Origin of the sequence: Bacillus sp. bc15, assembly GCF_900142585.1 — a bacterium.
Taxonomy (GTDB): Bacteria; Bacillota; Bacilli; order Bacillales; family Bacillaceae_G; genus Bacillus_A; species Bacillus_A cereus.
Genome location: NZ_FRBJ01000003.1, coordinates 127,862 through 150,287 on the forward strand (window position 1 = coordinate 127,862; position 22,426 = coordinate 150,287).

The window sequence follows — 22,426 nt, forward strand, 5'->3', positions numbered from 1 at the left end:
AAGGGAAAAAAGGAGATATGGTTGAAACATATCTCACCCTTTTAATTAGTTTGCGCCATAATAATAATATAAGCCTTGTTCACGTTCACGGTCGTTTAGAACAACACCTAACAATTTACCTTTTGCAGATTCCAATAACCCTTTTGCTTTTACTGCGGTTTCTTTCTCTGTTGATTCACTGCGAACTACAAGAATAGAAGCATCACATACATTTGCCATAATTTGTGCGTCAGTAACAGCTAAAATTGGCGGCATATCAAAAATAACTAGATCATACATACTGTATGCTTGCCCAAGAAGTTCTTTCATTGATTTAGAGCCTAACAATTCGGCCGGATTTGGTGGGATTGGACCACAAGCTAAAAAGTGTAGATTATCTACAGATGTCGTTTGTACGCACTTCTCTAAACGTTCACTATTTGTTAATACGTTCGTTAATCCAAAAATGTTATCTACTTGGAACATTTGATGCATTGCTGGTTTACGCATATCTGCATCAATTAATAATACTTTTTTTCCTTGTTGAGCAAACACAACTGCCATATTCGCCGTCGTTGTTGTTTTCCCTTCACTTGGGTTTGCAGACGTGACCATTAATGAATGTAAATTCGTATCAATAGCTGCAAATTCAATATTCGTTCGAATATTACGATATTGTTCTGAAATTGGTGATTTCGGTTGTTGATGAGCAATTAATTGACGACGTTGACGATGATTTTTTTTCTTTTTAAATAAATTAAGAGCCAATTGTTTGTCCCCTCACTTTTCTTGATGATGGAGCGTGTGATTTCACGTTCAATGTTTCTTCATCCATACGAGCTACAATACCTAATACTGGTAAGCCAAGTAAGTTTTCCACATCTTCTTCTTTTTTCACTGTGTTATCTAAGTATTCTAGTAAGAATGCAAGACCAACTGAAGCCATTAAGCCCACAACGAAAGCGATTGCCACATTTAACATTGGGCGTGGTTTAATTGGTGATAATTCTTCTGCCAACTCTGCTTTAGAAAGTACCGTAACATTATCTACACTCATAATTTTTGCAACTTCACCTTTAAATACATCTGCAGTTGCATTAGCAATATCACGAGCTAGTTTCGGATCTTTATCCTCAGCTGTAACAGAAATAACTTGAGAATCCTTTTCATTCGCAATATTAATCTTCTCTGTTAAAGCTTGTGCTGTCATATTTAAATTTAATTTTTCATTTACTTGATCTAAGATTACTGGACTTTTAATAATAACCTTATATGTATTCGTTAATTGAATATTCGTTTGAACTTCACCAGCTTGGAACATTGCCCCTTCTTGCTTCTTCTGATTAACAAGAATTTGCGTCGAAGATTGATAGATTGGTGTCATGAAGAAAAAGCTAATGATAGCACTTACAATAGCTGCACCAAAGGCGATTACGAGGATCATTGCTAAACGTTTTTTTAAGATATGAAATAACTCTTTTAGACTAATTGTTTCTTCCATAGGTTCCTCCAACTTTCTAAAATTTACACATAGGAAAAATTATAACATATAAATCTTACATTTTTTATTTTTAATAATTCAGTTCTATATTTGTTCACAAGAAACAAGTTTAATCTTACAAAATAATCTTAAATATGACAACACATTCCAATCATTTTCCAAAATTTTTATTTTATCACGTTTTTCATACTGTGTAACTTGATAAAGAATTTTCAGAAAACAACAAAAAACCAACAAAAATTTTGTTGGCTTTTTATATTTTAGTAATAACCATATTGTTCTTTTTCTTCTCTTTTATCATTTAAAACGACACCCAGTATTTTGCCTGATGCTTTATCTAATATTTGTTTCGCTTTTACGATTTTATCTTTTTCCGTCTTTTCACTGCGTATAACGAGTACGATTCCATCACATTTATTCGCAAGTATTTGTGCATCCGTAACCGCAAGGACAGGTGGTGTGTCGATTAATATAATATCAAACATGTTATATGCTTCTAGCAACGCCTCGTCCATAGCCCGGCTCCCTAACAGTTCTGCTGGGTTTGGAGGGATTGGACCTGCTGCCATTAAATATACGTTCTCTATATCTGTTTTTTGAATGCATTGCATAAGTTTTGCTTGTCCTGATAATAAGTTCGTTAACCCATTTGAACTATGAATGGCAAATAAGTTTTGTATTGTCGGCTTACGCAAGTCAGCTCCAATTAATAAAACTTTCTTTCCTTGTTGTCCGAAAACAACTGCTAAGTTTGAGATTGTTGTTGTTTTCCCATCACCTGGGTCGGCTGAAGTAACAATAATAGAACGAACATGATTATCTACAGATGTAAACTCAATGTTTGTACGAATGTTACGGTATTGTTCTGTAATACGCGATTTAGGCTCTTTATGTGTAATTAATTGTCGTAATGGTTTTCTTTTCTTTCTCCCGAACATATTCATAATCTCCTTTTGTGAAATGCGACATTTCCCTTTTCTCTCTCTTATGCTCGATTTCATACGTCTAATTAATATTTTTGCTGATTTCCCCATATCTCATCATAATCAATAACATTCTACTTTGTCTTACTTAAGTACCTTAACAATATGACAATGCCTTTATTTCTTTATTACCTTTATCACTTATCCTGTTTTCTAAATAAATAATAAAGTAAGTATATGGTAATTACCATCTATTTACAAGATATTTTCTGATTAGTTTGTATATTATCTTTTCATCGTTATATAGCAGTAAACAAAAAATCTCCTTGTCTTTTTCACAAGGAGATTTTTTAGTACTATCTATTCTTTTTTATCACCAATTGCAAATGTAATTTCTGCCTCACATGCAACTTCACCATCTACTGTTGCGATTGCTTTTCCTTTTCCAATTGGGCCGCGTACGCGTGTCATTTCTACTTCTAGACGAAGCTGATCACCTGGGCGTACTTGTTTTTTGAAACGGCAATTGTCGATACCTGCAAAGAAAGCAAGTCTTCCGCGGTTTTCTTCTTTCTTTAATACTGCAACTGCTCCGACTTGTGCTAATGCTTCTACAATAAGTACACCAGGCATAACTGCATAGTCAGGGAAGTGTCCGTTAAAGAATTCTTCGTTTGCGGATACATTTTTAATCCCAACCGCTCTTTTGCCTTCATCTACTTCTAATATTTTATCAACAAGTAAAAATGGATAGCGGTGAGGAATGATTTCTTTAATTTGTTCTATATTTAGCATGTAACAATCGCCCCTTTTGTAATATTGGTCTTACCACTTGGACATATTGCTATTATCCCATTTTGTTTATTGTTTGTCATTACAAAGTAACATTTTATATTTAGCACAACTTCCTAAAAAAAATGCACACACTCTATTCCATTAAAATAGTTGCACATTTTTGCAACTGACACGGAGGTGGAAAAGAGTGTATGCCCAAATTAGGGAAAGGCAATATGTATTGAAACATTATTTGCCTTAATGTCGTATTCGACTCATTATATTATAAACGTTTTCAATTAAGGAAATATTAAATTTAACCATATATATGAATATTTTACCTGTTTCCTTCACATTTCTCTATTTTCCTTCCATTTTCGCAAAAAAACAAAATAAAAAAATACAAAAACGAAAAAAAGAACTAAGGTGTCAGCCTTAGTTCTTTCAAATTATCTCAAAGCACGCTTTGGTAATCTGTCGATATTCTCTAACATAATGCCTGTACCAACCGCAACGCAGTGCATTGGGTTTTCAGCAATTAATACTGGTACTTTTAGTTCTTCTGCTAGAAGCATGTCGATACCGTGTAGTAAAGCTCCACCGCCTGTTAGAATAACACCGCGGTCAATGATATCTGCAGATAATTCTGGTGGTGTGCGCTCTAATACGCCTTTTGCAGCTTGTACAATAACAGCTGCATTTTCCTTTAATGCTTCTGTAATTTCTTCAGAGCATACTGTAATTGTACGTGGTAAGCCTGTTACCATGTCACGTCCGCGAATTTCAAGCTCTTCGCTACGTGCACCTGGGAATACTGTACCAACTTTAATTTTAATATCTTCTGAAGTACGTTCTCCGATTAATAGCTTATACTTACGTTTAATATAGTTTAAGATCTCCATATCAAACTTATCGCCAGCCATTTTGATAGAGGAAGAGGTAACAATATCACCCATAGATAGTACAGCGATATCTGTTGTACCTCCACCAATATCAACAACCATGTTACCGCTTGGTTGGAAGATTTCCATACCAGCACCAACTGCGGCTACTTTTGGTTCTTCTTCTAAAAATACTGTTTTACCACCTGAACGTTCCGCAGCTTCACGAATTGCTTTTTGTTCTACTGATGTAATATTTGTTGGACAACAAATTAAAATACGAGGTTTTGAAAAGAAGCTCTTTACGTCCAATTTGTTAATGAAATACTTTAACATTGCTTCTGTAATTTCGAAATCTGCGATTACACCATCTTTAAGTGGACGAATTGCTACAATATTACCAGGCGTACGTCCCACCATACTTCTCGCTTCTTCACCGACTGCTAATACTTTACCACTATTACGATCAATGGCCACAACAGATGGCTCATTTAATACAATACCCTTACCTTTAACATGAATTAATACGTTAGCCGTACCTAGGTCAATTCCGATATCTCGCGCAAACATTCCCGTTTTTTCCTCCTCGATATTCAAAATCAGGTTACACCCGAATTCTTTTCACCTAATTTCTGATTTTATCATAAATTTAACAGAAACGTAATATTCGCAAAAAGAATTCTTCTGAAAAATATTACCGAATGTGAACGGAATGTTTGCTACTGTAACATTATTGACGTACAGGCTTCTCTACATCTTCTTTTCTATACTTTTGTTTTGTTGCTTCTCCACCTCTTAAATGACGAATAGACTTATGATAATCAAGAATTTCTTTTACTTCATTTGCGAGCTCTGGATTAATCTCTGGTAGACGTTCTGTTAAATCTTTATGGACTGTACTCTTTGATACCCCAAATTCCTTTGCAATGACACGCACTGTCTTTCTTGTCTCCACGATATACTTACCAATCTTGATAGTTCTCTCTTTGATGTAATCGTGCACACCACTCGCCTCCCTAATTTGGATGTGAGAAGGGTGAAATGAGCCTCGCTGCATACGACTAAGAAGTAAGTGTGAGTGCTGTTTGTAAGCGTTAAACATTCTTGGATTTATAATGAAATGATTCACGATTTCTCACCTCAAACACTCTCTTTGCTTTGGTTTATACCATTGTATTGCCCGCACTACTGATATATGCTACATGTTCACTATTTTTGCGGACTAAGTTAAGAAAAATTACGTTTTTTTGTGAGAAATACGTTAAAACTGACTATTATGGCCAAAAAAAATGACACCTTGTATAAAAGGCGTCATTCTTCTCGTTCCAATTCTTCTTCTAACAACTGATGGTGGGGAACCTCTTTCTTACCGGCAATATAATAATATAAAGTGAATAAAACAAACAATAAAATAATAGCAGTCGACAGAACAAACAAAAATGACACAGTATCCCCTCCCTTTTGTAATATATATTCGAGAATCTCGTCATTTTTCCTTGTTTTTACAACTTTTTTCTCGAAATTGATTATTTTTATATAAAAATAAAAAAATCAATTCTCTTGATGAGAATTGATTTTTTCACTTTATTATTCTTGTGAAGAAGAATCGTTAGATGATTCTGTAGAACCGTTTGTTGATTTTTCTTCTTTCTTCGGTTCTTCTTTTTTGTCACTAGTTGAACCGCTTGTTGATTTCTCTTCTTTTTGAGACTTGTCTTCTGTTTTATTTTCTGGTTTCGTGCTCGTTGACTTCTCTTCTTTTTGAGATTTGTCATCAGCTTTTTTACCAGAAGCATTCGTAGCCTTTGCAGCACCTGCATCAGCTTTAATTTCTGTTACTGATTTATTTAAGTAACGTTCAGGGTTCACAGCCACATTGTCTTTACGTACTTCAAAGTGAACGTGAGAGCCTGCCTCTTTATTCATTGCACTTAGACCGGATGTTCCTAATACTTCACCTTGTGCAACTCTTGCACCTTTTTCTACTTTCACACTGCCTAAGCTTTGATAAGATACCGCTACACCATTTCCACTATCAACTGTTACAACATAACCAAGAAGTGAATCTTTTTCAGCTTTCGTTACTGTACCACTTAAAGCAGCGGCAACATTGAATTCTTTTCCATTCTTCGCAGCAATGTCAATTCCTTTGTTTGGGGAATATGTGTTGTTATAAAAGACAAGTGCTTTTTCTTGTTCCGCCTCAGTTGCTGCATCTTCATAGAATTTCTTTTGTACGACTACTTCCGCATTCGCGGCAGCTGGCATTTTCACTACTTCTGAAGATTTCGTTACTGGTACTGCTGGATCTTCCGATTGTGTATACGGTGTTGCTTGATCGTGGTTTGGAGTCTTCTTCGGATTAGCTCCTTGGAACCATAGCGCAACCATTAAGATTACCGCTGCACAAGCAATGTATAGTGCCGGAAACACCCATCTTTTTTGAAATAAATGTACTACCTTTTGCGACTTTTTATTATTTCTTCCTCGCATTCCATCATCACCTCAGCAATCATTTTGAACAATATTCACGTATCCTATACAACGTATAACTAATTACTTTTCGACAAAATTTGTAAAAATATGTATAAGAAATGTAAAATTTCCGAGGAAATGATAGAAAAAAGAAAAAACTGAGCACTTTTAGCTCAGTTTTTAGTCTAATTGTTTCTTTTTATACACCATAATACAAAGAATGATAAGACATATAGTCCAAATTGTATTGTTTAAAATATGTTCTTGAATCACAATAAATCCTTCTCCCTTTATAACTTTTTGCAATGCTTCCATAACATGATTTGTCGGAAGAAGATTAACTACTTTTATAATAAATTCATTCTTAACCATTTCCTTTAACATCGGCCCCATTATGAATATTATAAAAATTGGAAGCCCCAATATAGATGTTTGTGCTATATTTTGGGATAGTAAGCCAACTATAGTACCTAAAACGACACATAACAATGTTCCTATTAAAATAATAATAACTAGCATACCGATATTTCCTTTAAAAGTATCTAAAATCACTAAACTAATAAAACTAGATGCTAGTACAAAAAATACAGTTAATACACTTTTCCCTAAAATAACTTCTATTGGACTTGCTGGAGACAACATCAATACTCGTAACGTGTGTTTTTCCTTCTCCTCTGCAATAATAATTGCTTGCACATAACTTCCCACCATGGTAATCGTCATTACAATAATAAAACCTGCAAAGAACTCTTTTATAGAATCCATATTACTATAGAATACAGCAAGTAGAATAGGTAATAGCGCCATTAATATAACTTGTGAGTTTTTACCTGCATCATTTATTTCTTTTCTTACAATAGCCGAAAACCGTTTCATTGAAAATGTCATTATAATCCCCTCCCAGTAACTTCAATAAAGATATCGCCTAGCGTTGGTTCGTGTGAATGAATAGATAACAGTTCGCCCTTTTTCATCCATTCTGAGATACGTTTTGCGCCTAATTCATCTTTTTGCACTACTTCTTTTTGTTTATCTTTTAATACGACCTGTATTTGATCCTTAGCGTATTGTAAGCGTAGGTTCTCTGGTGTATCCAGCGCTACAATTTCTCCGCCACAAAGGAAGGCAATACGGTTACAAAGCGTTTCTGCTTCATCCATGTTGTGAGTCGTTAAGAAAATTGTCGTTCCTTCTTCATTTAAGTCTTTTAAGATTTTATGAATGTTTTGTACGTTTACTGGATCGAGTGCAGATGTTGGTTCGTCTAAGAAGAGGATATCTGGTTTATGAAGGATTGCTCTTGCCAGTGTGACGCGTTGCTTCATTCCCTTTGATAGTTTCTTTACTGGTGTTTTTTTATCATCTAATAAATTTACTTGTGTTAGTACTTCATCGATTCTTTCTTTTTTGCAATCGTATAAGTCACAAAATAATAGTAAGTTATCATAAATGCTAAGTCTTTCATATAAGCCGCTGTTATCTGTTAAAATACCAATTCGTTTGTAATCGATGCTACTTGGTCCTGTAATATCTTTCCCTAATACTCTTACCGTTCCAACACTATGAAGCAATTGAGAAGTTAAAATTTTTACTGTTGTCGTCTTACCAGATCCACTCGGTCCGAGGAATCCAAAAATCTCTCCTTGCTTCACCTCAATATTTACATTTCCAAGTGCCGTTTTTCCGTCGAAACTTTTCATTACATCTTTCATTTCAATTGCCAATGTCATTTCTTCATCTCCTTTGTTTTTCTTCTTTATAGATGAAAGTCGCTTTAGCGCTTTTCGTTTGTTTGTTTCGCTTTTCTTGACTCAATCATATGAAAAACAAAGGGTAGGCGCAGTAAAATACCGGTAAAAGGAGTATTTTTACCGGTCAATGAATCGCATGTTGAGCTTATTGGAGCACTTTTTATAACCCAATCACGCCTTTTAATTCATCCATTCGTCCTTTTGAAAGCGGAATTGAACTTTTTCTTTCGTCGTCTAAAATTAAGCTAAAACTGTTACGAGTCCAAGTAATCACTTCTCGTACTCTTTGTAAATTTACAAGGTACGAGCGATGACATCTAAAGAAACCAAAACCTGTTAATCTCGCTTCTAGTTCACTTAATGTTAATGCGCATACGAAATCCCCTTCACGAACGTGAATATGTGTTACTCCGTTTTGCGTTTCAATGAAATGAATTTCCATCGGATCAAGTAAAATGATTTTATCGTTCACTTTCGCAGGTATTCTTTCTAACTTCATTTGCGGAATCATTTGAATGACTTTTTCTTCATCGACTTCTTCCACTTCCTCTTGCTCAATTTCTATCTTTTTCACACCATCGTTGTTTAATATGTATACATCCTCTGTTAACGAAAGGGCATCCGATAGAAATGATGACGTAATAAAGATTGCCTTTCCTTGTTCTTTCATTTTCATGATTGCTTTTCGAATAATAACCGTACTCTCTGTATCTACATTTTGCTCTGGCTCTTCCAAAATGATTAAATCCGGATTATGAATCATAATTCGTCCAATATGAAGACGACGCTTCTCTGAAAATGATAGTTTTTCTATTTTAACGTTTAGTTTATCTAGGAGACCAACAGGCTGCACAACTTCTTCTATACTTATCTTTGATTCATAAAGCCCTATTAAAAACTTAAAGTATTCCTTCACCTTCAAACGATCATATGCTTCATCTTTCAAAAAACAAAAACCGATGCGGGAATAATTTTTCTTTCCAATTGCTTCTCCTTCAAACAGTACATTGCCAGTCGAAGCTTCTTCTTCACCAATAATGATGCGGTGTAACACTTTAGCTGTATGATTATTGCATTGCAAAACAATACATTGTCCTTTTTCAACCTTTAGTTCAATTTCTGGTAACTGGTTCGTCTTCTCTAACTGTTTCAACTCCAGTAGCGCCATTCCGTCTCCTCCAAATACTTTTTATCCTATTATATCAAACAATTAATGGAAAATTATCCTATTTCAAACAAAAAAATAGATGCCAGAGTTCTGACACCTATTTCTTCACCATCAATTTTCCTTCATAATCATTCATCGTCTTTATTTCAACGCCTTTATAGTAATGAGCGACGATATCTGTATATTTCTTTCCTTCCGCTGCCATGCCGTTCGCCCCGTATTGACTCATACCAACGCCGTGACCGAAGCCTTTCGTCGTAACGATGATTTTATCTCCTTGTTGTTTCCACGTGAAATCAGAAGAACGTAAATCTAACTTTTCACGAACTTCTTTTCCTGTTAATGTTTTCCCTTGAAAAGCTACATCCTTTACGCGCTTTCCTTCCGTAAGGTCTTTAATGTTTCCAACCTTCCCGTCTGCCAGCACTTTCACACCGAGACGTTTTTGAAAGTCAGCTACTGTAAATGTTTGCTCGCTCGTAAACTTTGGAGAGGCTTGATCCCACGGACTATCTACACTCTTTAAGTACGGATAATCATTTCCCCAATAGTCAGCTGCATTTTCTGTTCGACCATTACTCGTTGAAAAGAAGGATGCTGAAATTGGTTTTCCATCATACGTTAAAACTTGTCCTGCTGTTTTCGAAACAGCTTCTTCGATTTTCTTCAAATTATTTTCGTAGTTATTGCCCCATTGCTTCTTCAACTCATCTTTGCTTTTGTACACTTGATCTTTCACCGTATCTGTCACGTCTGCATTATTTTTCTTTCCTCCGCTTAGCATACGCTGTACTACAAATGTTCTTGCTGCTAATGCCTGTGCCTTTAGTGCCTCTATTTCAAAACTGGCATTCATCTCAGAAGCTACTACACCGGTCACATACTCCTCCATAGGTAATGATTCTACCTTCTTTTGTTTCTCACGATATACAGCAACTTGAACCGCTGTATCTACTTTTCCTGGAGCTGGTATACTTTCTATCGCTGGAGGAGTTTTAGAGGCCGTTTCTTCCCCTACTTTCGCTTTCGCAAATGGGATAACAAGGGCTGCAGGTACAATGATAACGAGCGCTATTAAGAGCGCTACTGTAATAAAAAGTGGCTTTGAAAATTTCATCCTATTTTTCCCCCAATATAAAAGCTTTACTCCATTCATTCTTATGGAACAACTCTTTCTTTTAGAACATACTTAAGGGGAAGAGCATAAAACGGAAATTTTCTAAATATTTTTACTGGTACGTGCATAAGTATAGAATTTATTGACTATAACAGTAATAACCCAAAAAAAATAGCCCCTATGTCAAAAGACATAGAGACTATTTCAATTAAGCGTGAAGATCAGAAACTTCTTGTTCTTTCACTTCTTCTACTTTTTCGTTTACACGTTCAATAGTTGCACCTAATGCAGCTAATTTCTTATGGAAATCTACATAACCACGGTCAAGATGTTTTAACTCAGTTACACGAGTATAACCTTCTGATACTAAACCAGCTAAGATTAATGCAGCTGCAGCACGTAAATCAGTTGCGCCTACTTCAGCACCTTGTAAGCTGTTTGGACCGTTCATAATAACAGAACGACCTTCAATTTTAATATCAGCATTCATACGACGGAATTCTTCAACGTGCATAAAGCGGTTTTCGAATACCGTTTCTGTAATCATGCTTGTTCCATCAGCTTGTAGTAATAATGCCATCATTTGTGATTGCATGTCTGTTGGGAAACCTGGGTGAGGCATAGTTTTAATATCAACCGCTTTTAACTTATCTGGGCCGATAACACGTACACCTTCGTTTTCCTCAATAATTTTAACACCCATTTCTTCCATTTTCGCTGTAATTGAGCGTAAATGTTCAGGTACAGCATTTTCAATTAAGATGTCTCCACCAGTAATTGCTGCTGCAACCATGAATGTTCCCGCTTCAATACGGTCAGGAATAATAGAGTGGTTTGCACCATATAATTTATCAACGCCTTCGATACGAATCGTTCCAGTTCCAGCTCCGCGTACTTTCGCTCCCATCGCATTTAAGAAGTTAGCTAAGTCAACGATTTCTGGTTCTTTCGCTGCGTTTTCAAGAATTGTTGTCCCTTTTGCTAATGTAGCTGCAGACATAATGTTTTCTGTCGCGCCTACGCTTGGGAAGTCTAAGTAGATTTTAGCTCCTTTTAGTTCTCCCTCAACATATGCCTCAACAAAACCGTTACCAACCTGTACTTTTGCTCCCATTGCTTCGAAGCCTTTTAAATGTTGGTCAATTGGACGTGAACCGATTGCACATCCACCAGGAAGTGCAATACGAGCACGACCGTTACGTGCTAATAATGGTCCCATTACTTGAACAGATGCACGCATTTTACGTACATATTCAAATGGTGCTTCAATGTTTAGTTCTTTAGAAGAATCGATTGTTACTTGATTATTTTCAAATACGACTTCAGCATTTAAATGACGTAATACCTCATTAATTGTGTATACATCAGACAAAACTGGTACTTCAGATAGTACATTCTTTCCATCACTCGCTAATAGGGCTGCAGCGATTATAGGTAATACAGCATTTTTTGCGCCCTCAACACGCACTGTGCCGTTTAACCGCTTTCCGCCACGGACGATGATCTTTTCCAAATTATTCCCCTCCGTGTCCTTTTTTCAGTATCTATTCACTCAATACTCAGAAGTTATGATCGGTGTGCCAACCACAATTGTATCTTTGTTGTCTGTAGAACGTATTGCTATTTGCACATTTATTTTCTCTCTATTTGTTGAAAGAGCGTCATCCCACTTTTTATTGTATGCGGAGACTGACACAAATGCTCTTTCTTCTACTTGTTCGATCGCTCTTGCTGAAAGATCTTTCAAAACCTGATTGGTTTTATTTTGCAAAACACCTTCAATCTTATCATTCAGTACACCTTGAACACAAGTGTAAATTATAGGTTTTTCACTAAAAATTTTATTTACTTTTTGAACATACTTCGGGTCCCATTTCGCCCCACTTACTTCAAAGATAATGAAAGTGTTTTCTTTAGTATTTTCTTTACTCCAAGTTACTACTACTCGTTCTTCATGAGAAGCAAACTTTTTATAGGATGTAGCTTTATATCCATCTGGAGATTGCTCTACTTCCCACTTTTGAATATTTGCCTTGTCCTTCACATCGTTTAACAACTTTTGAAACGTATGTATATTAGAAATTGTTTTTGTTTCTCTAGCTAACCATGACCATTTTTCTACTTTAGCATCATTTTTCTCTAAAGCCTTAATCATGCTCTCCATTTTCTGTTCATCGCTTATCGGTTTCATCTCTCTATATCCAACCAAAAATAAAACAACACTAAGTGCAACAATAAGAATGGCTTTAAGCTTCAATTTCATCCCCTCCTATCCCCATTGTTAACGGAGATTTGAGGTTCTATACACTTACTTTACTAAATACGTTAAACTCTTCGAATAGCCTAAATAATCAAGGAAAAAGTTACTTACAGATGTCCCAATTGCAATTGTAATTAAGATGAGTAATACTCGCGTCTGCAGCACTTTTCCGGACTTCATTAAACGCTCAATGTGAATGCCTTGCAAAGCCCACCACGTAATGGTAATAAACAATAAATGCGAAACAATGGCAATCAGTGCTTGTTGCCCTAAAAGTTGTGCCAAAAAATCGACCCCTTTTTACTAAGCTACTACTTATGAAAGAATATAAAAACGATACCATAATAAGTAGGAGCCACACTTTTTCAAATGCACATAGACATCTTACATTTTACATCGTGATTTTCTTTCAAAAAACGTATATCTACATTACAAGTTAACACAAAATAAAAAGCGCAGAGTACTGACTCCACACCTTTTATTTTCACTATTGTACCACGTTCCCTAAGAAGAAGAAATCTTTCATTAATGGAAAATATTCATAAAAGAAATTGTACCCAATCATCGGCATAATCCCCAGTATTACAATCGAAATTGCACAAAGGCTCATAACAACCTTTATATTTAATGGTAACCGTATCCTCTCTTCTGTCTCTCCGGTGCGGAAAAACATTTGTTGTAAAATACGGAAATAATATACGAATGAAACAACTGTCGTACCCATCATAATCGAAGCTAGTACGTAATGTGCTGGCTCTACATGAAGCGCGCCTAAAAAGATGTTAATCTTTCCAATGAAGCCAGCCGTCCCTGGTATCCCGGCCAGCGATAAAATAAAGATTGTCATCATGATCGCTGCAAATGGTGATTTCTTATATAATCCGGTGAAAATCGTTATATTTTCCTTATCGTTTTGTAAGATTAAGCCGTGGATAATGGCAAACGCGCCTATATTCATAAGCATGTATGCCAACATATAAAACCACATGCTATCCAGCGTAAATGGTGATAATGCCACAAGTGGAACGAGCAAATACCCAGCATGCGCAATACCTGAATAAGCAAATAAACGTTTTATGTTGTATTGTTTTAACGCGACTACATTCCCAACAATCATAGTAATACTTGCTAGCACCGCAATATATATACTCATATGCCCATATAAAGATTGCACATCTCCTTGTATTAATACACTTGCAAAAACCATAAGGAACAAACGAATAATGAGTAGGAACCCAGCAATTTTAGAAATCGTTCCAAGAAAGGCAGTAACAGGTGTAGTCGCGCCTTCATACACATCAGGTGCCCACATATGAAACGGCACTGTGGCAATTTTAAATGAGAGACCGACTAGCAATAAAAGAAATGCCAGAGCTAGCAATAACTGAATACCACTAGCGAGCTCCCCAGTGAGTACCTTTTGCATATCTACAATGTTAGTTGAACCTGTAATACCGTATAAATAACTCATTCCGAAGAGCGTGATTGCCGTTCCAATTCCTCCGCTAATGACATATTTCATTGCCGCTTCATTTGATGCACGGTTCTTTTTTCGTATTCCTACTAAAATATAAGAAGAAAGTGAAAGTAACTCTAAACCAACGAAAAGGGTGATAAAGTCAATACTACAAGCCATGAACATCGCACCAAGAAGTGCCATTAAAAATAAGTAATAATATTCGCCCTTATCTTCAATCGGATTCTTCTTATCATCGCTCATTGCGATGCATAAAATGAGAGCTGAGGCGCCTAATAACAACGTTTTAAACCCTTTTGAAAATCCATCTAACACAAACGATCCGTTTAAAATATCTCCAGCTGGTTCGCTATATAGCGTAATTAATGACACAAGTGCTAATACGATGGCAGCGATCGCACCAAGAGCTACATATCTATGATTCAGCTTAAAAAACAAATCACATATGGAAAGAAGGATGGCGGCCCCGAGAATAATAAATTCTGGCACCATTAGATGCCACGATAAGCTAAGTAACGTATTCATATCCATCCTACTTCACCCCCAATGTTTTCAATGTATTTTGAAGCGGATCCCCTAGTATCTCTGGCATAACTCCAATTACAATAATACAAAAGATAAGTAGTAAAACAGGGACGTACTCCCATCCGTGTATATCAGACTTTGCTTCCCACTCTTTCTTTCCAAATGTCACTTGAAGTGTCGCTCTTAATACGTATACAGCAGTTAAAATGATGCCAATCACACCGACTGCAGCAATGACGGGCTCTCCTTGAAATAAACCGAGAAAGGCAAGAAATTCGCTAACAAACCCAGACATCCCTGGTAATCCAAGCGATGCCATTCCTCCTGCTAAGAAGAAGCCACTAAGTACTGGGACACTCTTTGCGAGTCCACCAAGCGCTGTAATTTCTGATGTTCCGAAACGTTGTTCTATAACACCGAGTAAGAAAAACAGCAAGGCTGCAATTAAACCGTGCGATACAACCTGAAATAACGCCCCTTGTGTACCCGGTGCATTAAGTGACGCAAGTCCCATTAACACAATTCCCATATGCGAAATACTAGAGTAAGCCAGTACTTTCCTAAAGTCCGTTTGGATGAGCGCTAAAAAGGCACCGTATAATAAATTAATTACACCTAATATCGCGATTAGCGTTGCAACATCGTGAAAATATTCCGGGAATAGCCCTTTTCCAAAGCGAATAATACCGTATGCTCCAATCTTTAACAAAACTCCAGCATGAAGCATAACTACAGCTGGATGCGCTTCTATGTGCACATTGACCATCCAACGGTGCAACGGAAAAACAGGTAGTTTAATTGCAAAGGCAATCATTATGGAAATAAATACACCAAGCTGCAAGCTACTTGGGATGATGAGTTCTCCTTCTGCACTTACGCTTCTTAATATCTCTTTCAGCTCCACAATATTTGTTGTACCTGTTTTCGCGAACAAAATTGAGAAAACAATGAGCAAAATAGCTGAGCCAATACCGTTATATATTAAATAACTATACGCAGCCTTTTCGCTCGACAATTTTCCCCACTTCCCAATCAATAAGAACATTGGTGGCAACGTAATTTCAAAGAAGATAAAAAACAACATTAGATTTTGAGCAGCAAAGACGCCGAGCATCCCTATTTCTAGCATGAGTAACAGCATATAAAATGCTTTTAAATTTCTTTTAATAGAAAAGGCTGCAATTGCTGCGAGCATCGCTAGAAGAGCCGTCAGCACCATCATAACAAGCGACAAACCATCAATACCGAGCTCGTAATAAATAGAAAACCACCTTTTATCCACCGCTGTAAAATCTCCGAACTTAATCCATTTCACCTTTTCATCAAATAGTGACAAGCTCTTTCCAGAAGCATATGTACAAGCGAGGACGATAGCGATTCCAAATGGAAGTGCCGTCCCAAATAAGCCAAGCGCCCGCACTGTACGCAATTCCTTTTTCGGTGTTAATACAAGCAATAAAATTCCTAAAAGCGGGGAAAAAATGAAGAACGTTAACAACAAATCATTCATCGTAAATCCCCTCCTGTATAGAGCAAAATAATGACGAGTACAGCGAGTGAAACCGCCGTTACAGTACCGTACACTTGTACATTCCCGTTTTGAAGTTTCGATCCAAGACTACTTGTGCCTTTAACTACGCTTCCAATTAAAACTGCAATTCCCTCGACTACATACACTTCAAATAAGCGAAGCACATGAGCGATTCCTTTTGTAATAGGGATCACCGTCATGTTGTATAGTTCATCCACATAATATTTTTCTTTCAAAAGATTATAAAGCGAGGTTTCCGTACCCCCAGCCCAATCTCTAGAAATTGATTTCTTGCCATATATGAAATATGCAAGAGCGATTCCTGCAAATGAAACGAGCGTCGCAACAATCATAATCCAAACTGGCCCATGCGCTTCTTCAACCTTGAACCCTACATCTTTCGTCAACCAATCTCCGAGAAACGTACCGAACCATGGTGTATTTATATATCCTGCCACTACTGCGAGAACGCCGAGAACAATCATTGGATACGTCATAACGCGGGGCGACTCATGCACATCTTCCTTCGTCTTCGTTTCTCCGGTAAAGACAAGAAAGTATAGGCGGAACATATAAAACGCTGTCAAAAACGCCGCAATTACTGCTAAAGTAAATAAAACGTAATTGCCATTCATCCAAGTCGCCGCTAAAATTTCATCTTTGCTGAAAAAACCGGAAAGGAGCGGAACACCGCTAATGGCAAGGGTACCTATTAGAAATAGCGTACCAGTTACTTTCATCTTCTTCTGTAAACCGCCCATTTTATTAATGTTTTGCGTATGCACTGCATGAATTACACTTCCTGCTGCCAAAAATAGTAGTGCTTTAAAAAAAGCATGTGTCGTTAAATGGAAGACACCGGCTACATAACCTGCAGAACCTAACGCAAGCATCATATATCCAAGCTGGCTAACTGTAGAATAAGCAAGTACTCTCTTTATATCTGTTTGCACGAGACCGATAGAGGCCGCAAAGATTGCAGTGAAAGCTCCAACGATTGCCACGGTCTGCATCGCCACTGTACTTGCTGAAAATAGAGGGAACATCGTCGCTACTAAATATACGCCTGCTGCAACCATCGTCGCGGCGTGAATAAGTGCCGAAACAGGCGTCGGCCCCTCCATTGCATCTGGCAACCACGTATGAAGCGGGAACTGGCCTGATTTCCCCATCGCCCCGATAAAAATTAATATCGCTGTTATCGTAATCATGTAAGGAGGTAAATCCCCTGTATAAATCGCCCTAAATATTGCGTCATATTCAAAACTACCTGCGTAACAAAAAATTAAAATCATCCCGATAAATAAACCAACATCCCCAATACGGGTCATAATAAAAGCCTTTTTTGCAGCAGCCTTCGCTTCTTCTTTAAAGAAATAAAAACCGATAAGTAAAAATGAGCCAAGGCCAACTAATTCCCAAAATATATAAAGCTGTAATAAATTCGTTGATATAACAAGCCCTAACATCGCAAATGTAAAGAGTCCTAAATATGCGTAAAAGGTTGGTAATCGTTCATCACCTTTCATATAACCTTTCGAATACACATGTACAAGCAGACTCACAAGCGTAACGATAAATAACATTAAAGCTCCTAATGCAGTCACCTCAAAGCCGAATGATATATCCACATCTCCAGCTCTAAGCCACACCCACTTATGCTTCACGCTTGCTTCTGAAAACCTTTCTATTAACACAAGTACCGCAAGTATAAAGGAGAGAAAGACGAAAAAAATACTAAGTACGCTGCTTCCTTCTCTAATTTTCTTCCCGAATATAATAAGTAACAAAAACGAAACGAGTGGGAAAAGCGGTATGAGCCATGCATAATCGATCATTGTTTCCTTCCCCCTTTTTCGGTCACAATGCTATCCTTTGAGCGTATCCATTTCATCCACCTGAACTGTCGTACGATTACGATACAAAGCAATTAAAATAGCGAGTCCTACCGCCGCTTCTGCTGCCGCTACAGCCATCGTAAACAGTGATAAAATTTGACCTGTTAAATTCGGAAATAGGCCTAATTTACTAAACGCCACTAAGTTTAAATTGGCAGCATTCAGCATTAATTCGATACAAACTAATACGATTACTGTATTCCGCTTTGTTAAAGCTCCAAATAGACCGATGCAAAACAAAATAATCGCAAGTGTTAAATATGCAGAAGCCGGAACGCTACTCATTGGAATCCTCCTCTTTCTCGTCCTTTTTCGCAAGTATAATCGCGCCAACGAGTGCTACAAGTAAAATAACTGAAGTTAGTTCAAATGGAATAATATATTTTGAATAGAGAAGCGTACCGATTTGAAGTGTGTTGTTTTCATGGAGAGGTAAACTTCCTTGTGTGCTTTCATTTGCAAAATCAACATTATTAACAGCGAAATACATAACCGCTCCAAATGCTACAACTGCAAAGAAGATAATCCATTTTCGAAGAGTAAGACGCGATTCATTTTCCGCGTTATGTTTCGTTAACATAATGCCGAAAATCATAATAATTGTGATTGCACCAGAGTAAAGTAAAATTTGTGCAACGCCTATAAATTCAGCTGATAAAAGAAAATACAAACCTGCAATGCTGAGAAATGTCAGAACGAGAGCTAGCATCATGTGCATAACTTTCGTTAAGTTCAACATAAGAACACCGCCGATAATTGCAGACAAGGATAGTATAAAGAATGCTACAAACTCGCCATTCATGCCTTATTCTCCTTCCTGACGTTTTCGTCGTTTTCGTCAAGCCACTGCAAATTTTTAAATAAGTCATCACGTGAATATTCCGCGAGTTCAAAGTTATTTGTCATGACAATTGCCTCTGTCGGGCAAACTTCTGTACATAAATCACAAAGAATACAAATTTCAAAATTAATATCATACGTGTCGATAATTTTTCCTTTTTTCGTAGGATCTGGATGTTTCTTTCCTGTTAACTGAATACAGTCTGTCGGACAAATGTTAGAGCATTGATTACAAACAATACATTTCTCCGGATAAAATTTTTGAATCCCCCGAAAACGGTCTGGCAACGGCAACGGCTGATTTGGATAATCATACGTTACCTTCTTCTTGCTCAAATTACTTAATGTATATTTTAATCCTTTAAATAGTCCTTTCATCTCTTACTGGCACCCCCCTCATAGATTAGAAGAATAACTCCTTAATCAATGCCGTTAAGAAAATATTTGCAAGTGCAATCGGCAATAATACTTTCCATCCAAACTCCATTAACTGGTCACCTCTTATACGTGGGAACGTGACGCGGAACCAAATTAATAGAAAGACTACACTGCTAAATTTCAAAGCAAACCATACGGCACCTGGGATAAATCCAAGAAACATGACTGGATTCCATCCTCCTAAAAAGAGCACTGTAATTAAAGATGCCATCCCGAAGAAATATACGTACTCTGAAAGCATGAAAAACGCCCAGCGAAAACCTGAGTATTCCGTATGGTATCCAGAAACAAGTTCTGACTCCGCTTCTGGCAAATCGAATGGCGTCCTATTTAACTCTGCAACTGCTGCGATTAAGAAAACGACGAAGCCAATTGGCTGTACGAAAATGTACCAAACCTTCTCCTGCGCCGCTACAATCTCATTTAAATTCAGGCTACCAGCTAACAAAACGATACCAATTACACTCATTACGAGCGGAATCTCATAAGAAATCATTTGCGCCGCCGCACGCATCCCTCCTAAAAGGGAATATTTATTATTCGATGCCCATCCCCCAGTTACAACACCTATCGTCGTAATACCGGAAACAGCAATATAATAAAGTAGCCCGACTCCAATATCTGCAAATTGAAATTTATCAGTGAACGGGATAACTGCAAGCACCATAAATGCTGGTGCAAATGCAATGACAGGCGCTAATATAAACAGCGGTTTATCTGCTGCTTTCGGAATACTATCTTCTTTCAATAATAGTTTTAAAACATCAGCTACCGTTTGCAGTAAACCGAATCGGCCTCCAACCTGGTTTGGTCCAATCCGCCCTTGCATAAACCCCATCACTTTCCGTTCTGCCAAAATTCCATATGTAACGAAGCCAAGGACTGCAAATAGTAGAAGCACCGCTAATCCGAAAAAAATGAAAAAATTCGTCCAGCTTGAAGGTGATTGTAAGAGCGTCTCAATCATTAGCCATCAACCTCCCCAAGTACAATATCAACTCCACCTAAAATCGTAATTAAATTAGCGATATTTTCACCTTTTAATAACTTCGGTAAAATTTGCAAGTTATAAAAAGATGGCCTGCGAAACTTCAAACGGTACGGCTCTTTCTTTCCATCACTAGCGATATAACAACCAATCTCTCCGCGCGGCGATTCAATACGTACAAACGCTTCTCCCTTAGGTGCCTTAATAATTTTCGGTACTTTTGCCAGCACAGCTCCATCTTTCGGGAACTGCTGAACCGCTTGCTCAACAATCTTTAAAGACTCCTCGATTTCTTGCATTCGGCAAACGTAGCGATCCCAAGCATCTCCCACGCTTCCAACAGGAATATCAAAATCAAAACGATCATAAATTGAATACGGCTCATCTTTGCGAAGATCCCAGTTTACTCCAGTGCACCGCAAATTTGCTCCGCTTAAAGAATACGAAATCGCTTCTTCCGCGCTATATATACCAACGCCTTTCACACGATTTAAGAAAATCTCATTACCGCTAACAAGATCATGATAACCTGCCAATTGCTCTCTCATATACGGAACAAACTCTTCCACCTTTTCAATCCAACCATCTGGCGCATCCCACTTCACACCGCCAACTCTCATATAGTTAAAAGTAAGCCGGGCACCGCATAATTCATTTAATAAATTTATAATCATCTCTCGTTCACGAAACGCGTACAAAAACGGGCTGACCGCTCCTATATCAAGAAGATTTGTCCCCCACCAAACGAGATGGCTTGCAATTCTTCCTAGCTCCATCGCAAGTACTCGCAAGTATTCGGCACGCTCTGGAATTTCAAGCCCCATCATCGTCTCTACAGCATGGCAAATGACGTAATTATTCGTCATGGCTGATAAATAGTCCATTCGATCTGTATAAGGAATAATTTGCGTATACTGTAAGCTCTCAGCAATCTTTTCCGTCCCGCGATGCAAATACCCAATAACCGGTGTAGCTTCTTTAATAATTTCCCCGTCAATCTTAATTACGAGCCTGAACACACCATGTGTACTCGGATGCTGAGGTCCTACATTCAAAAGCATCTCTTCCGTACGGATCATAGCTACACCTCCACATCATACGGTTCATAGTCTTTTCTAAGCGGATATCCTACCCAATCATCTGGCATTAAAATACGCGTTAAATTCGGATGCCCTTTAAATACAATGCCTAGCAAATCGTACGCTTCTCTCTCCGGCCAGTCAGCCCCTTTCCAAAGCGCTGTCACAGACTCGACTTGCGGCGCTTCCCGGTCTAGTTTTACCTTCACCGCTACCGATTGTTTCTTGCCATATGAAAACAAATGAACATACACTTCCATATGTGTCACAAAATCCGTCGCATGTAGCTCTGAAATATAATCAAAAGCAAGTCCCTCATGGAATCGCAGTGACTCCATCACTTCATAATATTTTGCGGGATCCACCACAAGAGTTGGCACATCCTTTGACAATTTATTAATATATGAATCTACTAATGCACCCTCTCCTAACTTCTCCCTAATAGCCTCAACATACTGATTTAAATGTGGTTGATTTACGGACGGTTCTTCCTGCTTCGGCTCATCCTCTTTCTTACCTTCAGCTCCCTTTGTCTTCGCTCTTGCAGCCGCTGCTGCTTTCGCTTTTGCAGCTGCAATTGCCTTGGCCTTTTCATCTCCCGAATCCCCATCACCTTGCGAGGCTTTCTGCTTCGCTAACGCCGCCGCTTTTGCTTTTGCAGCTACTGCCGCCTTCGCCTTGGCTTTCGCTTTTTCTTCTTCCATTACTTCTTCTGTTCCTTCTCTTTTTTGCTTCGCTAACGCCGCCGCTTTCGCTTTTGCAGCTGCTGCTGCCTTCGCCTTGGCTTTCGCTTTTTCTTCTTCCGTTACTTCTTCTGTTCC

Annotated in this window: 24 protein-coding genes; all 24 read right to left on the bottom strand. The window is 37.7% G+C overall.

The features are described from left to right. Positions 1-45: 45 nt before the first annotated feature. Positions 46-747, bottom strand: coding sequence for a CpsD/CapB family tyrosine-protein kinase (locus BUA87_RS14395; protein ID WP_072940084.1), 702 nt, complete (start codon positions 745-747; stop codon positions 46-48). Then, positions 737-1,480, bottom strand: a complete 744-nt coding sequence (locus BUA87_RS14400; protein WP_072940088.1) for a YveK family protein — start codon at positions 1,478-1,480, stop codon at positions 737-739. Before BUA87_RS14400 ends, BUA87_RS14395 begins: the two co-directional genes overlap by 11 nt. A 260-nt stretch (positions 1,481-1,740) precedes the next feature. Next, on the bottom strand, positions 1,741-2,418 hold the full coding sequence (locus tag BUA87_RS14405; RefSeq protein WP_072940091.1) for a CpsD/CapB family tyrosine-protein kinase: 678 nt from the start codon (positions 2,416-2,418) through the stop codon (positions 1,741-1,743). Positions 2,419-2,763: 345 nt separating this feature from the next. Beyond that, positions 2,764-3,198 (bottom strand): 3-hydroxyacyl-ACP dehydratase FabZ, encoded by a 435-nt coding sequence (gene fabZ, locus BUA87_RS14410; RefSeq protein WP_000931959.1) that lies wholly within the window; start codon positions 3,196-3,198, stop codon positions 2,764-2,766. 428 nt (positions 3,199-3,626) lie between these two features. Beyond that, on the bottom strand, positions 3,627-4,628 hold the full coding sequence (locus BUA87_RS14415; RefSeq protein ID WP_000457978.1) for a rod shape-determining protein: 1,002 nt from the start codon (positions 4,626-4,628) through the stop codon (positions 3,627-3,629). A 160-nt stretch (positions 4,629-4,788) separates the two neighbouring features. Further along, complete coding sequence (gene spoIIID / locus BUA87_RS14420; RefSeq protein WP_000544012.1) at positions 4,789-5,061, bottom strand: sporulation transcriptional regulator SpoIIID; 273 nt, start codon at positions 5,059-5,061, stop codon at positions 4,789-4,791. Between the two features lie 308 nt (positions 5,062-5,369). Continuing rightward, positions 5,370-5,504, bottom strand: coding sequence for a hypothetical protein (locus BUA87_RS14425; RefSeq protein WP_000008903.1), 135 nt, complete (start codon positions 5,502-5,504; stop codon positions 5,370-5,372). A gap of 141 nt (positions 5,505-5,645) precedes the next feature. Continuing rightward, positions 5,646-6,551 carry a stage II sporulation protein SpoIIQ gene (locus BUA87_RS14430; protein ID WP_001214922.1) on the bottom strand — a complete coding sequence of 302 codons (906 nt, stop codon included), beginning with the start codon at positions 6,549-6,551 and terminating at the stop codon, positions 5,646-5,648. Between the two features lie 162 nt (positions 6,552-6,713). Next, complete coding sequence (locus tag BUA87_RS14435; RefSeq protein ID WP_072940094.1) at positions 6,714-7,421, bottom strand: ABC transporter permease; 708 nt, start codon at positions 7,419-7,421, stop codon at positions 6,714-6,716. Then, a complete protein-coding gene (locus BUA87_RS14440) occupies positions 7,421-8,263 on the bottom strand; it encodes an ABC transporter ATP-binding protein (protein WP_000170823.1) in 843 nt (280 codons plus the stop codon). The genes BUA87_RS14435 and BUA87_RS14440 overlap by 1 nt, the downstream gene beginning before the upstream one ends. Before the next feature lie 181 nt (positions 8,264-8,444). Next, positions 8,445-9,452: a LytTR family transcriptional regulator DNA-binding domain-containing protein gene (locus BUA87_RS14445; RefSeq protein ID WP_016513263.1), complete on the bottom strand. Its 1,008-nt coding sequence runs from the start codon at positions 9,450-9,452 to the stop codon at positions 8,445-8,447. A 97-nt stretch (positions 9,453-9,549) separates the two neighbouring features. After that, a complete protein-coding gene (gene spoIID / locus BUA87_RS14450) occupies positions 9,550-10,569 on the bottom strand; it encodes a stage II sporulation protein D (RefSeq protein ID WP_000672651.1) in 1,020 nt (339 codons plus the stop codon). A gap of 208 nt (positions 10,570-10,777) precedes the next feature. After that, complete coding sequence (murA, locus tag BUA87_RS14455; protein WP_000411275.1) at positions 10,778-12,082, bottom strand: UDP-N-acetylglucosamine 1-carboxyvinyltransferase; 1,305 nt, start codon at positions 12,080-12,082, stop codon at positions 10,778-10,780. 39 nt (positions 12,083-12,121) lie between these two features. Further along, the gene (locus BUA87_RS14460; RefSeq protein ID WP_003272396.1) at positions 12,122-12,832 is read right to left on the bottom strand and encodes a YwmB family TATA-box binding protein; all 711 of its coding nucleotides are present in this window, start codon (positions 12,830-12,832) and stop codon (positions 12,122-12,124) included. Between the two features lie 45 nt (positions 12,833-12,877). Further along, the gene (locus BUA87_RS14465) at positions 12,878-13,114 is read right to left on the bottom strand and encodes a DUF1146 family protein (RefSeq protein WP_000057889.1); all 237 of its coding nucleotides are present in this window, start codon (positions 13,112-13,114) and stop codon (positions 12,878-12,880) included. Between the two features lie 202 nt (positions 13,115-13,316). After that, on the bottom strand, positions 13,317-14,831 hold the full coding sequence (nuoN, locus tag BUA87_RS14470) for an NADH-quinone oxidoreductase subunit NuoN (protein ID WP_072940200.1): 1,515 nt from the start codon (positions 14,829-14,831) through the stop codon (positions 13,317-13,319). A 7-nt stretch (positions 14,832-14,838) separates the two neighbouring features. Continuing rightward, positions 14,839-16,341, bottom strand: a complete 1,503-nt coding sequence (locus tag BUA87_RS14475) for an NADH-quinone oxidoreductase subunit M (protein ID WP_072940097.1) — start codon at positions 16,339-16,341, stop codon at positions 14,839-14,841. Further along, positions 16,338-18,200, bottom strand: coding sequence for an NADH-quinone oxidoreductase subunit L (nuoL, locus tag BUA87_RS14480; RefSeq protein WP_071713976.1), 1,863 nt, complete (start codon positions 18,198-18,200; stop codon positions 16,338-16,340). Before nuoL ends, BUA87_RS14475 begins: the two co-directional genes overlap by 4 nt. Before the next feature lie 30 nt (positions 18,201-18,230). Beyond that, positions 18,231-18,545, bottom strand: coding sequence for an NADH-quinone oxidoreductase subunit NuoK (gene nuoK / locus BUA87_RS14485; protein ID WP_071713975.1), 315 nt, complete (start codon positions 18,543-18,545; stop codon positions 18,231-18,233). Beyond that, the gene (locus BUA87_RS14490) at positions 18,538-19,062 is read right to left on the bottom strand and encodes an NADH-quinone oxidoreductase subunit J (RefSeq protein WP_001012812.1); all 525 of its coding nucleotides are present in this window, start codon (positions 19,060-19,062) and stop codon (positions 18,538-18,540) included. Before BUA87_RS14490 ends, nuoK begins: the two co-directional genes overlap by 8 nt. Beyond that, on the bottom strand, positions 19,059-19,478 hold the full coding sequence (gene nuoI, locus BUA87_RS14495; protein WP_000677191.1) for an NADH-quinone oxidoreductase subunit NuoI: 420 nt from the start codon (positions 19,476-19,478) through the stop codon (positions 19,059-19,061). The genes BUA87_RS14490 and nuoI overlap by 4 nt, the downstream gene beginning before the upstream one ends. Positions 19,479-19,503: 25 nt before the next feature. Beyond that, positions 19,504-20,505 carry an NADH-quinone oxidoreductase subunit NuoH gene (gene nuoH, locus BUA87_RS14500; RefSeq protein WP_000573426.1) on the bottom strand — a complete coding sequence of 334 codons (1,002 nt, stop codon included), beginning with the start codon at positions 20,503-20,505 and terminating at the stop codon, positions 19,504-19,506. Continuing rightward, a complete protein-coding gene (gene nuoD, locus BUA87_RS14505) occupies positions 20,505-21,605 on the bottom strand; it encodes an NADH-quinone oxidoreductase subunit NuoD (RefSeq protein ID WP_000621434.1) in 1,101 nt (366 codons plus the stop codon). The genes nuoH and nuoD overlap by 1 nt, the downstream gene beginning before the upstream one ends. Before the next feature lie 2 nt (positions 21,606-21,607). After that, positions 21,608-22,426: NADH-quinone oxidoreductase subunit C (locus tag BUA87_RS14510; protein WP_072940101.1), on the bottom strand; the 819-nt coding region annotated here is incomplete at its 5' end.

What these genes read in the sequence shown, in the direction of transcription:
- BUA87_RS14400 (WP_072940088.1), bottom strand. Translation starts at nt 1,480, where the DNA reads ATGGAAGAAACAATTAGTCTAAAAGAGTTATTTCATATCTTAAAAAAA.
- BUA87_RS14405 (WP_072940091.1), bottom strand. Translation starts at nt 2,418, where the DNA reads ATGTTCGGGAGAAAGAAAAGAAAACCATTACGACAATTAATTACACAT.
- fabZ (WP_000931959.1), bottom strand. Translation starts at nt 3,198, where the DNA reads ATGCTAAATATAGAACAAATTAAAGAAATCATTCCTCACCGCTATCCA.
- BUA87_RS14415 (WP_000457978.1), bottom strand. Translation starts at nt 4,628, where the DNA reads ATGTTTGCGCGAGATATCGGAATTGACCTAGGTACGGCTAACGTATTA.
- BUA87_RS14430 (WP_001214922.1), bottom strand. Translation starts at nt 6,551, where the DNA reads ATGCGAGGAAGAAATAATAAAAAGTCGCAAAAGGTAGTACATTTATTT.
- BUA87_RS14435 (WP_072940094.1), bottom strand. Translation starts at nt 7,421, where the DNA reads ATGACATTTTCAATGAAACGGTTTTCGGCTATTGTAAGAAAAGAAATA.
- BUA87_RS14440 (WP_000170823.1), bottom strand. Translation starts at nt 8,263, where the DNA reads ATGACATTGGCAATTGAAATGAAAGATGTAATGAAAAGTTTCGACGGA.
- BUA87_RS14445 (WP_016513263.1), bottom strand. Translation starts at nt 9,452, where the DNA reads ATGGCGCTACTGGAGTTGAAACAGTTAGAGAAGACGAACCAGTTACCA.
- spoIID (WP_000672651.1), bottom strand. Translation starts at nt 10,569, where the DNA reads ATGAAATTTTCAAAGCCACTTTTTATTACAGTAGCGCTCTTAATAGCG.
- BUA87_RS14460 (WP_003272396.1), bottom strand. Translation starts at nt 12,832, where the DNA reads ATGAAATTGAAGCTTAAAGCCATTCTTATTGTTGCACTTAGTGTTGTT.
- nuoN (WP_072940200.1), bottom strand. Translation starts at nt 14,831, where the DNA reads ATGAATACGTTACTTAGCTTATCGTGGCATCTAATGGTGCCAGAATTT.
- BUA87_RS14475 (WP_072940097.1), bottom strand. Translation starts at nt 16,341, where the DNA reads ATGAATGATTTGTTGTTAACGTTCTTCATTTTTTCCCCGCTTTTAGGA.
- nuoL (WP_071713976.1), bottom strand. Translation starts at nt 18,200, where the DNA reads ATGATCGATTATGCATGGCTCATACCGCTTTTCCCACTCGTTTCGTTT.
- nuoK (WP_071713975.1), bottom strand. Translation starts at nt 18,545, where the DNA reads ATGAGTAGCGTTCCGGCTTCTGCATATTTAACACTTGCGATTATTTTG.
- BUA87_RS14490 (WP_001012812.1), bottom strand. Translation starts at nt 19,062, where the DNA reads ATGAATGGCGAGTTTGTAGCATTCTTTATACTATCCTTGTCTGCAATT.
- nuoI (WP_000677191.1), bottom strand. Translation starts at nt 19,478, where the DNA reads ATGAAAGGACTATTTAAAGGATTAAAATATACATTAAGTAATTTGAGC.
- nuoH (WP_000573426.1), bottom strand. Translation starts at nt 20,505, where the DNA reads ATGATTGAGACGCTCTTACAATCACCTTCAAGCTGGACGAATTTTTTC.
- nuoD (WP_000621434.1), bottom strand. Translation starts at nt 21,605, where the DNA reads ATGATCCGTACGGAAGAGATGCTTTTGAATGTAGGACCTCAGCATCCG.